Annotated in this window: 9 protein-coding genes; all 9 read left to right on the forward strand. The window is 36.6% G+C overall.

From position 1 onward, the window contains the following. The first annotated feature begins 112 nt into the window (after positions 1 to 112). The 9 genes from ACVIJU_RS10000 to ACVIJU_RS10040 all read left to right on the forward strand — a co-directional run bounded on the left by ACVIJU_RS10000 (position 113) and on the right by ACVIJU_RS10040 (position 11,461). Positions 113 to 2,158, forward strand: a complete 2,046-nt coding sequence (locus tag ACVIJU_RS10000; RefSeq protein WP_456687532.1) for a methyl-accepting chemotaxis protein — start codon at positions 113 to 115, stop codon at positions 2,156 to 2,158. A 324-nt stretch (positions 2,159 to 2,482) separates the two neighbouring features. Beyond that, positions 2,483 to 2,758, forward strand: coding sequence for an autorepressor SdpR family transcription factor (locus ACVIJU_RS10005; protein ID WP_144598020.1), 276 nt, complete (start codon positions 2,483 to 2,485; stop codon positions 2,756 to 2,758). Next, positions 2,755 to 3,405, forward strand: coding sequence for an SdpI family protein (locus tag ACVIJU_RS10010; protein WP_456687533.1), 651 nt, complete (start codon positions 2,755 to 2,757; stop codon positions 3,403 to 3,405). The genes ACVIJU_RS10005 and ACVIJU_RS10010 overlap by 4 nt, the downstream gene beginning before the upstream one ends. Positions 3,406 to 3,859: 454 nt before the next feature. Beyond that, positions 3,860 to 4,603, forward strand: a complete 744-nt coding sequence (locus tag ACVIJU_RS10015; RefSeq protein ID WP_063389489.1) for an amidohydrolase family protein — start codon at positions 3,860 to 3,862, stop codon at positions 4,601 to 4,603. A gap of 317 nt (positions 4,604 to 4,920) precedes the next feature. Then, positions 4,921 to 5,796 carry an ABC transporter ATP-binding protein gene (locus ACVIJU_RS10020; protein WP_456687534.1) on the forward strand — a complete coding sequence of 292 codons (876 nt, stop codon included), beginning with the start codon at positions 4,921 to 4,923 and terminating at the stop codon, positions 5,794 to 5,796. Positions 5,797 to 5,809: 13 nt separating this feature from the next. Then, positions 5,810 to 6,607 (forward strand): ABC transporter permease subunit, encoded by a 798-nt coding sequence (locus tag ACVIJU_RS10025; RefSeq protein WP_117017483.1) that lies wholly within the window; start codon positions 5,810 to 5,812, stop codon positions 6,605 to 6,607. Positions 6,608 to 6,627: 20 nt separating this feature from the next. Next, positions 6,628 to 7,281: a TetR/AcrR family transcriptional regulator gene (locus ACVIJU_RS10030; protein WP_063389486.1), complete on the forward strand. Its 654-nt coding sequence runs from the start codon at positions 6,628 to 6,630 to the stop codon at positions 7,279 to 7,281. 726 nt (positions 7,282 to 8,007) lie between these two features. Next, entirely contained in the window at positions 8,008 to 8,967 is a 960-nt protein-coding gene (locus ACVIJU_RS10035) for a bile acid:sodium symporter family protein (RefSeq protein WP_066250680.1), read from the forward strand. A gap of 1,702 nt (positions 8,968 to 10,669) precedes the next feature. Beyond that, the gene (locus ACVIJU_RS10040; protein ID WP_456687535.1) at positions 10,670 to 11,461 is read left to right on the forward strand and encodes an NERD domain-containing protein; all 792 of its coding nucleotides are present in this window, start codon (positions 10,670 to 10,672) and stop codon (positions 11,459 to 11,461) included. Positions 11,462 to 11,481: the final 20 nt, after the last annotated feature.

Below are 11,481 nucleotides of genomic sequence, written 5' to 3' on the forward strand. Positions count from 1 at the left end.
TTTCCACTGATGACAATAAATAAAAAACTAGATATGAGATTTAAATTTTCCTAAAAAACAAACCTACAGCCGTTTTTTCACATTTGTCGATTTAAAAGGGGGATATGACGGAATGACTATGAAAGCTAAGCTTTTTGCTTTAATGGCAGGTTTTGTTTTTTTGTTATTGTCCAGCACGTTTCTAGTATTATGGTTGGAAAGAAACACTTTAGAGAAAAAAGGGAATGAAATAACTGATGAAGTATGGAAGGAAGCGGAAACAAAATTAGAGGTGGAAGTGGAGGCGTTTGCGAATCAAATTTCCAGAAATTTAGTTGAACTCGAGCAGTCGATGGAGAAAAATATGCTGAATGCAGCCTATTTATTGCAGGAGCAGGATCGGGTGAGAACGTTACATAACGAAGATTTGAAGCGTTTGGCAGAGCAAACAGGGATGACAGATTTTTATCTGACAAATCGAGATGGAATTTTTGTCGCATCTACAGAGAAAGCGGCACTAGGGAATAATTTATTTGATATTTGGGACGGATATCGCAAATTGCTGACGGGTGAAGAGCAGATGCTGCCTTCAACCTTGACGATCAAAGCAGAGACCGGAGAGATTTTCAAGTTTATGGCCATTCCCCGCGCTGATGGAAAGGGAATTGTCGAATCGGCGTTAGATGTAAGCAATTTTGAATCGTCGCTCGCCCGTCACATCCAAGAGAAGGAAGAAGTGAAAGCAATTTATTTGTTTGATCCCAAACAAGTCGTATTGATGGAAACATTAAAGAAAGAACAGCCATCCCTGTGGGAAAAAGGAAAAGCTGCAAAAAACGAAAATGTTCAGTCGGTCTTTTCTTCCGGAAAAACTCGGATTTTCCTGAAGGACAATCATGTGGAGGCTTATGTTCCGGTAAAAGCGGATGGAAATGTGCGTTATGTATTATATACCTTGTTAGATGCTGCCCCGTATTTCCAGCATGCCGAATCCACTAACAAAGTATTGCAGGAGTTTCAGCAGTTGATTAATGGGGTTGGATATAAAATCATGCTGGCGATTTTTATCTTTTCACTGTTGTTCCTCTTTGTCCTTTTTGGTGTGATCCGCTCGGTGTTAAAACCGTTAAAATTTTTCTCTAGAGTCCTGCGGGAAGCAGGGGACGGGCAGGAAGTAAAATGGGAGCAAGTAAAAGCGAAAGAGTTAAAAGAGATTCAAGAAGCAATTACAGAAGTGGTACAAAAGTACCAGGAAATGCTGTCGGCTATCCAAGGCAATTTAGTTGCTGTCACAAAGACCCAGAAGGAATATCGTTCAGAGATGGATACAACGCTGGAGACATTGGAACAGGTTACCAAGGCTGTGACAGATAATGCACACAACAATCAACAGCAAGCTGAGCAGCTGAATGAAGCCGGGGAAATCGTGGAAAATATGTCCCGTACCTTGACGAATGTTTCCAGCATGACATCCGAGCTCGAAGACTTCTCAAACAATGCCAAGGGTCTAGCGGAAAGCAGTATTCGGGGGTTGGAGAATATTACGAATGTAATAGAAAATATCTACAAAGGAGTAGAAGAAAGCGGCAGCCGAATCGAAAAGCTAGCCAAAAGTTCAGAGGAAATTGGAGGAATTATTTCACTAATTAAAGGTATTGCGGAACAGACAAACTTGCTGGCGTTGAACGCAGCCATTGAAGCCGCTCGAGCTGGAGAACAGGGGAAAGGATTCGCTGTCGTGGCCGAAGAAGTCCGAAAACTGGCGGAGGAAAGCAGAAGGGCAACTGATAAGATTGCTCAAATCTTATTGGATATTCAGCGAGAAATTGCCAGTACGAAAGAAGGAAATGACAATCAATTGTCAGTTATTATAAGCAGCAGACAGGGAATTCAGCATGCGAACGATTCTATTCAGCATTTGATTGATGCTACGAAAGAGTCGTCAAGAAAGATTGCCCAGCTGGGAGATTCGGTTGAAACTATGTTTCAAAACGGCCAATGCGTGATTGATGTATTTGAGAATATGCACGGCAACATTCAATCCAATGCCGCAAACAGCGAGCAGCTGCTGGCCATGGTGGAAGAGGTGACGGGAGCGTTGAAGAGATTGAGGGATTTGTTGAATAACATGACAAATTCCACCAAAAAATTAGAGGAAGTAGCGGCTGCAACCCGCTAAAAATATGAATTGCTTATATAGAAAAGCCGCCGCAGCGGCTTTTTTTTTCCCAGAAGAAGAAAAAACAAATTGAACTGGAGAAATGAAAATATGAATGGTGTGGTTTATTATGGTATAGAGTGTAGGAAAAAATCAGACGGTTCGATTTTTCAACGGCTTCGTTACTTAACCTGTTTTACGAACTCATTGACAATTATCTGCAAATAGAATATTCTATAATTAGAAAAATATCTAAATATCTAATTTTTTTTGTTTCGTAATTAGATGATTTTCTAAATATCTAAATAGAATATTACTTATTTTTTTTAAAAGGTGGTGCGTTCTTTGTTATTTAACGAAGCGTTTAAAGCCATTGCTGATCCCACTAGAAGAAAGATTCTTTCCTTGCTGAAAAGTGGGGATTTAACCGCTGGTGAAATTGCTTCCCATTTTGATATGCAGAAACCGAGCGTGTCGCATCATTTAAAAATTTTAAAGCAAGCGGATTTGATTCAAGATCAACGCGTCGGACAGCATATTTATTATTCGTTAAACACAACCGTCTTTCAAGATTTAATGAGTTGGTTTTATGATTTTTTACAAAAGGAAGGGGATAAATGATGAGAACAAATCGCTTCGTGGTCATGTTGACGGTTTTTAGTTATTTGTTAAGTTTGATTGCGATCCCATATCTACCTGATGAAGTGGCCACTCATTGGAATACGGCTGGTGAAGCGGATGGGTACAGTAGCAAATGGTTTGGGGCGTTTAGTCTCCCTTTCATTATGACTTCAATCGTATTGTTAATGACACTTTTACCAAAAATGGATCCGAAAAAAGCAAACTATGAAAAATTTAAAGGGAGCTATAACATAATAATCAACGTATTAGTGATCTTTTTTATCGCTCTTCATATCGTGACATTAGCCTATAACCTAGGGTTTCCTGTAGATGTGGATTTATTTATGCCAATCGGAATCGGAGTTTTATTCATTGTATTAGGAAACTACATGCCTAAACTCAAACATAACTACTTCGTTGGGATTCGTACACCTTGGACGATAGCGAATGAAACAGTTTGGAACAAGACGCATCGTATAGGTGGAAAAGTGTTTGTGTTCATGGGATTAGCATTAATGTTGACGGTATTTATTGAAGGAATATGGGGTTTTATCTTGTTTTTAGCCGTTACATTGATCGGGGTTGTATATTTGTTTGTTAAATCCTACCTATATTTCCAGGAAGAACAACGGAATGGTTTGCGGTAAGTGAGCAAAATGAAAGAATAGTATGTTCGATTCAGGAACAACAGTCTTCTATTTTTTAAGCATGAATTTTGTATAATATTTACAAAAAAGATCCCGTCTTTTTCTTTCTGTTTATCATGAATAGGAATAACGATACGATATTGATTTTTTATGTACTTTTAAAAAATCATAATAAAGAGAAAGTTTTAAAGTCAGTTTATACTGACGTTTTTTTGCAGATTTGATATAAAGTTTGGTAGAAACTCTATTATAGAAGATGATAAAGAGCCATATTTATGCATCTTTTTTTAACCAAATATAATAGAAGCAAGAATATTCCGATATTAATTGAAAAAATACAGTAATAATTATAGGCATGATTATAATATTGAAATTTGTAATTAAGATTAAATGTTGGTTGGTTCAGCCAAGATGAATCTTAAAATATATACATTCAATTGAATGGGGTAATCTGATGAAAATATTTGATGCACATTTACATATTATTGATCCAAAGTTTCCATTATACGAAAATCAAGGCTTCTTGCCCGAGCCATTTACAACAGAGGATTATTTACAACATGTAAATACAGTTGATTTAGTAGGTGGAGCAATTGTTTCAGGCTCTTTTCAAAAGTTTGACCAAACATATTTGTTGGATGCATTACAAAAACTAGGAAAGAATTTTGTTGGTATAACACAGCTTCCATACGATACGTCCGACGAAGAAATTATTGAGCTAAATAAACACGGTGTCCGAGGACTGCGTTTTAATGTGAATCGCGGGGGCTCTGAGGACATTCGTCGATTAGATTATTTTGCTAAAAGAGTTTATGAGCTAGCTAATTGGCATACAGAATTGTATATTAATTCAAAAGAGCTGCCGGCTATCAAGCCAATTATCGCCCAACTTCCAGCAGTATCCATTGACCATTTAGGCTTGTCGAAGGAAGGATTTCCACATTTGCTTGCATTAGTTGAAATGGGTGTACGTGTAAAAGCAACAGGATTTGGACGAATTGATTTTGACCCGGTTGAAGCGATGAAAGATATCTATAAGGTGAATCCAGATGCCCTCATGTTTGGAACGGACCTGCCTTCTACAAGGGCAAAAAGACCATTCCGGTTTTCAGATATCGAATTAATCCAAGAGCATTTTGATGATAAAGCAGTTAAAAAAATCCTTTATCAAAATGCAATGGAATGGTATTGTAAATAAAGTAAAGTGGAATTAAGTACGAAAAAGGGAAATATAAAGCGAAAGTTTTCAAAAAAATTAAGCAAAGGAAACATTTAACGCCTTTTTATTGCATATTTATATTTTATTCAAACAAAGCATATACGACAAAATGGGATGTCTATTTAGATGGCATCCTCTTTTTTTGTTTTGGAGAAAATAGATTATGTCATGTTCTTCGTATGAAACTGTTTTCAACCTGCAGTTTAAAAAAACACATTGACTATCCAGTCAATTTTAATATAATGGAGTTGACTGCTCAGTCAATCCATACAAAGCCACCCAAAGGAGGCGTAAGGATGAAAATTATCGATGTTAAAAATTTGACTAAAACGTATAAGAAGAACAGGGGAATTGTGAACTTAACGTTTTCAGTTGAAGAAGGGGAAATTTTTGGATTTATCGGTCCGAATGGAGCAGGCAAGAGCACAACCATTCGAACGCTTTTAAATTTCCTCTATCCGACCAGCGGGAGCGCTACGATTTTCGGGAAAGATATCGTCAAACAGTCAAAGGAAATTAGACAAAACGTGGGCTACTTGCCGTCTGAAATTCATTTTTACGATGATATGAAAGTGATTGACTTATTAAAATACTCGGCAGGCTTTTACAAAAAATTTAACCAAAAAAGAATGAAAGAGCTGGCAGAAAGACTTGATCTCGATCTCCATAAAAAAATTGAGGATCTCTCATTTGGCAATCGGAAAAAGGTTGGGATTGTCCAAGCGCTTTTGCATGAGCCAAAACTTCTAATCTTGGATGAACCGACAGGCGGACTCGACCCGCTTATGCAAAACACTTTTTTTGAAATTCTTACAGAGGAAAGAGAGAAGGGAACAACGATTATTTTTTCCTCTCATATTCTTTCTGAAGTGCAAAAGATGTGCGATCGGGTTGCCATTATTAAGGAAGGGGAGCTTGTTAAAGTAGAAACGATTGAAAATCTCACGAAAAACAATTTGAAAAATATTACCATTACGTTTGAACAAACGAATGCAATTGACTTCGATCTGGAAGGAATAGTGAAAAAAGAAATAAACGGCAGCGAAATGATGCTGCTTTACAGCGGGGATATAAAGACGCTTCTAAATCAATTGAATACTATGCCGGTTCAAGATCTATTAATTGAAGAGCCGTCTCTCGAAGAAGTATTTATCCATTACTATGAGAAGTAAGGGAGGGATCTATATGATTTTTAAAAGAGAGTTGAAACGGAACTTAAAATCTTTGATTATTTGGAGCGTCGTACTCAGCGGTCTCATTTTATTGACGTTAAGTATTTATCCGCAGTTTGCTGAGCAGCAAAATGAAATGAACAAACTGCTTGAATCTTATCCGGAACCGATAAAAAAAGTGTTTGGAATGAATGAATTAAATCTTGGAGAGCTAATGGGTTTTTACGGAGTAGAAATATATATGATGACTACACTTTTAGGAAGCATCTACTCGGCCATTCTTGCATCCAATATACTGGCGAAGGAGGAAAATGAAAAGACGATTGAATTTTTGCTGTCAAAACCGGTCGGAAGAAGCCGAATCGTAACAGAAAAACTTTTGGCCGTTTTCGTAAATATATTGATCTTGAACGGAGTTTCAACGATAACAAGTATCATTGGATTTCAATTTGCAGATGACCCGGATGTACCGACAGACACATTTACCTTACTAGCCGTCGCAACCATTTTGCTTCATTTGACATTCGGTGCCATTGCGTTTATGTTGTCATCAATGTTGAAAAAAACAAGAAGCATCATGTCTGTCTCACTTGGGATTGTCTTAGCTGCCTATTTTATGAATGTGATGGCAGGGATTTCGGAAGACTTAGAAGTTCTAAAATATTTCAGCCCGTTTAAATATGTGGACGCCGCCCAAATTATTAATGATAATAAATTAGAGCCTCTTTATATGTTTATTATGGCTGCTGTCATTTTCATTAGTGTTATCACTTCATATATGGTATATAGAAAGAAGGATATTGCAGTTTAATGAAAATTGAGGTGTAAAAATTGTATTCAGCATTTGAAAAGCAGCCGCAGGAAAAGAAAGATTTGATTATCAAGGTGGCCATTGAGGAATTTGTAAAAAACGGTTATGAAAAAGCTTCTACAGATGTCATTACGAAGCGGGCGGGAATTTCTAAAGGAATCCTTTTTCATTATTTTAAGAGCAAGAAAAACTTATACCTTTATTTAGTTAATTATGTGAAAGATCTTCTAACGAAAGAAGTTATGGAAGCCATAAAACAAGTTAAAGCTGATGATTTCTTTGAAAGAATTAAAGAAATTGTCCTGATAAAACATAAAGTGACAGCGAAGTATCTGCTAGAAGTTCATTTTATTGCGGATGCTTTCGCCAATCCCCCTGTAGCAGTTAAGGAAATGGAAGAAATTATTAAGGAACACTACGAAACGTACCAGGACGATTTTATGCTGGAGCATGTTTATATTAAAGACTTAATCCAAACGGAAAAACTGAGAGATGATATTTCCGTTGATACCGTGATCAATATGACGATGTTTATCGGTGAACAGCTGTCTAATAAGTACCTGACTCTATACAAAAATAAGCAAATTGATATTGCTCATATTTTGGATTCTTCGATAAAGGAACTGAATGATTATCTTAAAATTGTGAAATATGGGATTTATAAGCCGGAATAAATGTTGCTTCATTTTCCCGCGGCGAGTAGCTGCGGGATTTTTGCATATTAGCAGCAGTTGAAATAGTTACTCCAAAACAAAGAAGATTTAATTAAACTTTTTAACAAAAATTGATCTAAAAAAGCAAACTAAGAAAAATTTAAGGGCAGTTATATACAGAAAAGATCTGTCTGCCAGCGGATGGAATCACGTAGGCTAACCACTCCAATTGTAAAGCATAAAGCGCTATGCTCGTAAAATGTCATGAATATATAGCTAATCAGTGATAGATACGGTCCATAAAATCAGCCGTTATCAAGTAAACTTTATCGAATTCATCGTTGCTAATAAGAGTCATCATCCTTTTTCATTAATTATTGGGAGAGGAAAACGATGCAAACAAACGTTGACCAGTGTACCCCATATACGACGATCTATCCAATATTAATTGCTATCAGTATCGGTCAATCGACATGAAGCTATGCAGTCGGTTGTTCCTGAGTGTTTTCGATGTTGAAAACATCAATGCATTTATCGTATTCGCAAATTGGCTGGATCGCCTTTAATGAAATATAGTATTTTCATTTTACACGCTGATCGTCGGTTTACTTGCAGATTGCTTTCCTTGACTGTGAAAAATAAAAAACGGGAGAGACGATAATAACCTATTATTTTTATAGTTGAAACTTTTCGAATATTAAAAGTATAATAGCTGTTGTATTCATAAAATTGGAAGGGGAAGAAATAATGGGAATTCTTGTAAAACTAAGCAATTTTGTCAGCAATACTTTTGCAATTTGGGTATTACTATTCGCAGCATTAGCTTTTTTTGAGCCAAAAGCATTTACATGGGTAGCCCCATATATTGTGCCGCTGCTAGGTATCGTCATGTTTGGAATGGGATTGACCTTGTCAGCCAATGATTTTAAGGAAGTCTTCGCACGTCCGATAGATGTGCTGATTGGGGTAATCGCCCAATTTTTTATTATGCCGCTTTTGGCCTTTTTGCTCGCTACCTTATTGCCTGTTTCACCTGAAGTAGCGATCGGCATCATTCTTGTTGGCTGCTGTCCTGGCGGAACGGCTTCCAATGTCATGACGTATTTGGCAAAAGGTGATACGGCGCTTTCAGTCGCTGTTACGTCCGTGTCAACCTTGCTCGCTCCCATTTTAACACCGTCCTTAATTTTGCTGCTTGCAGGGAAATGGCTGTCCGTTTCAGCCGGTGCTCTGTTTTGGTCAATCGTGAAAGTTGTACTTATTCCTATTATTCTCGGACTGATTGTACAAATGTTGTTTAAAAAACAAGTAAAAGCAACCGTTCAAATTCTTCCGCTCGTTTCCGTTATCGCTATTGTGGCTATCGTGGCTGCTGTCGTCGCTCAAAACCAGCAGGCTATCGCAAAAAGCGGGCTTCTTATTTTCCTTATCGTCGTTGCTCATAATGGGCTTGGATTGCTGCTCGGCTACTGGTTTGCGAAGCTGCTTAAAATGTCAGAGCCGAAACAAAAAGCGATTTCGATTGAGGTCGGCATGCAAAATTCCGGACTTGGAGCTGCGCTGGCGACTGCTCATTTTTCGCCTCTTGCCGCTGTTCCAAGCGCAATTTTTAGCGTTTGGCATAACATCTCTGGACCGATTGTGGCGACCTATTTCCGTAAAAAAAGTGAAAAGAAGGAAAGCAATCAATCAACGATTACAACATGATCTATAAAGATTAGCAGTACAGACCAATGACCTAGGTCTGTGCTGTTATTTTTTGTAGTAAAAAGTGGTACTTGAGTTACTTTAAGGTCTAAATCTGTTGCTGTTGTTCCGTTAGGCAGCTCGCCAACAAGTCTTACTCTGATGACCGTGACAGAGCCATAACTATGAGAGTTCGTACTAAAAACTGGCCAACTTCACTGTCCTTATCAGAATCTGTTTTAAAATATTGGATCCATGAGATCGTGTATAAGAAAAGAGAATCGATAAGGTTATGTGAAGATTTCTACAAATCATTGAAGAGGAATGAATAATTGGCAAAGTGTAATGGCATTCGTAGTTAGAATGGAAAAAATTTTTTGTCAATTCAGCTGTGAAATTTTCCATAATCACACACAGTTTGAAATATGGGCGCAGCTTATGACATTTTTATAAGGTGGCGTTTTCAATTTGCCGAATCATTCCACATGATTGTTCCCCAACGGCGTTGGCGAATTACGGCAGTGTGTAAAAGTCAATCCATTAAGACAGAAGCAGGTAAGTTTCTGCTTTTTTTAGTTTTATGACAATATTCGACAGCATTTTTTGTGTCTATTATGTATATTTTGGACTAGAAAGAGTCAATAGAATAAGGGAGAAAAGTCCTACTTGATTTTAAGCTTTGAAATTCAAAATGCATTACTACAAATTTGAACGCATGAGAAAAGCTGGGAAAGCTAATGAAGAAACGTTTATAAACATTTAATCAGTAAATTTCTGGAGGGTGCAATTTAAAAATGTGCAGCTACAAAATTTTTTTCGAGCAGATCATTCAAAACTGTATTAGTAAATTGACTTATTATCTATTACATTAACGATCATCATGGAAACAGTGTTCGTTTTCAAAAAAAAGGAGTGGGAAGTATTAAAAAAGATCTTTCATCGCTTAAGAAGGTTAACTTAAAATGATGAGAAAGCTTTTTGTTGCGATCACCGACGAATTACTAGTTGGCAAATTATAAGAATTAATGCTTCGGCTAAATGAATAAAGCTTGATTAGAGTTATATTTTTAACATTTGTCTTTTTGAGCTAAAACTAACATTATCATGAGTGTATTCGGCATTATCAGGACTTTTAGAAATAATTTTAGGTTTATATGAGTAAAAAAAGCGTTAATAGGTAAGACGATACCCTTTATAAATGTTTTTTGGCATTGGGAATCGCTTCAAGGTAACTGATTAAATATTCATTCGTATTTAGTGATTAATTGTGACAAAGATTAAAAATATAAATTTCAATAGCTTGGGAGGTTAATATGGGAGATGTTCAATCAAAAACAGTCAATGCTTTTTGTCTTTTCCTTGTAACGATTCACTTGCTTATTCTCTATTCGTTCGTTTTTATGACAGACAAATTAGATACTAGGCTTGGGCAAATGGGTTCTCTGATTACATTAGTTTTAGGAATAGTCTTTTGTTATCAGTCCTTTAAAATTAAATCCCCGTTTAGATATATTTTGCTAATAACAACGGCTTTTGTATCAATTTTAGCAGTACTAGTATTGCTGATATTCTTAATTGCTTGTTTTTAAAAGAAGGATTATGCACTCCTTTATATTGTTTCAACAATTTATGCTGAAAAAAAAACAATACGATAAGAATTGAAAGAAATCAATAAAGCAGTCTGCAACAGCATACAGTAGATGCAGCAAGGAAGGGGAATACAATGAATACGAATCTTTTCTATACATTCCTTCTTTTATTCTTGTTTGCCTTGTTAGCAAGATGGTTCAAATCGAAAGAAGCGGAATGGCTTGGATCGCTTGGAGAATATAAAGTCCGAAAAGAAATAAATAAGATAGAAGAATCGTCTGAAAAATACAAATCTTTTCATGACTTGTATATTCCGAAACAAGATGGCTCCACTTCGCAAATAGATCATATTATTCTTTCTGATCATGGGTTGTATGTGATTGAAACCAAAAATTACAGCGGTTGGATTTTTGGTGATGAAACGTCAAAATATTGGACACAAGTCATTTACAAACGAAAAGAAAAATTTCTTAATCCAATTTTTCAAAATAAAGGTCATATCAAGGCGTTAAGAAACTGGCTTGGGGAGGAGTTTGCACATATACCAATTCACTCGGTCGTCGTGCTTCTGCCGCGGGCAAAGTTCAAATCAGAAATTCATTTTTCCAATGCATACGTTATTTATCCAAAACAGCTGAAACAAGTGCTTGAGCAGCATAGAACAAGCGAGATCGACGGAGAAACAAAACAACAGTTGATTCGAAAATTAGAAACTGTCATTGCCAAGAACAAGCAGCAACAAAAAGAAATAAAAAAGCGGCATGTACAAACGATTCAAACAAATAGAAAGCAGGAGGATCGATATATTCAGCAAAACCGCTGTCCGAAATGCTGCAGCGCTCTAGTAATCAAAAATGGAAAATATGGAAAATTTAAATGCTGCAGCACCTATCCCAAATGCAGGTTTACACAAAAGATTCGCTAATTTTCTCTGTTGTAGAATAA

This window comes from Aeribacillus sp. SP014 (assembly GCF_054055575.1).

What these genes read in the sequence shown, in the direction of transcription:
- ACVIJU_RS10000 (WP_456687532.1), top strand. Translation starts at nt 113, where the DNA reads ATGACTATGAAAGCTAAGCTTTTTGCTTTAATGGCAGGTTTTGTTTTT.
- ACVIJU_RS10010 (WP_456687533.1), top strand. Translation starts at nt 2,755, where the DNA reads ATGATGAGAACAAATCGCTTCGTGGTCATGTTGACGGTTTTTAGTTAT.
- ACVIJU_RS10015 (WP_063389489.1), top strand. Translation starts at nt 3,860, where the DNA reads ATGAAAATATTTGATGCACATTTACATATTATTGATCCAAAGTTTCCA.
- ACVIJU_RS10020 (WP_456687534.1), top strand. Translation starts at nt 4,921, where the DNA reads ATGAAAATTATCGATGTTAAAAATTTGACTAAAACGTATAAGAAGAAC.
- ACVIJU_RS10025 (WP_117017483.1), top strand. Translation starts at nt 5,810, where the DNA reads ATGATTTTTAAAAGAGAGTTGAAACGGAACTTAAAATCTTTGATTATT.
- ACVIJU_RS10035 (WP_066250680.1), top strand. Translation starts at nt 8,008, where the DNA reads ATGGGAATTCTTGTAAAACTAAGCAATTTTGTCAGCAATACTTTTGCA.
- ACVIJU_RS10040 (WP_456687535.1), top strand. Translation starts at nt 10,670, where the DNA reads ATGAATACGAATCTTTTCTATACATTCCTTCTTTTATTCTTGTTTGCC.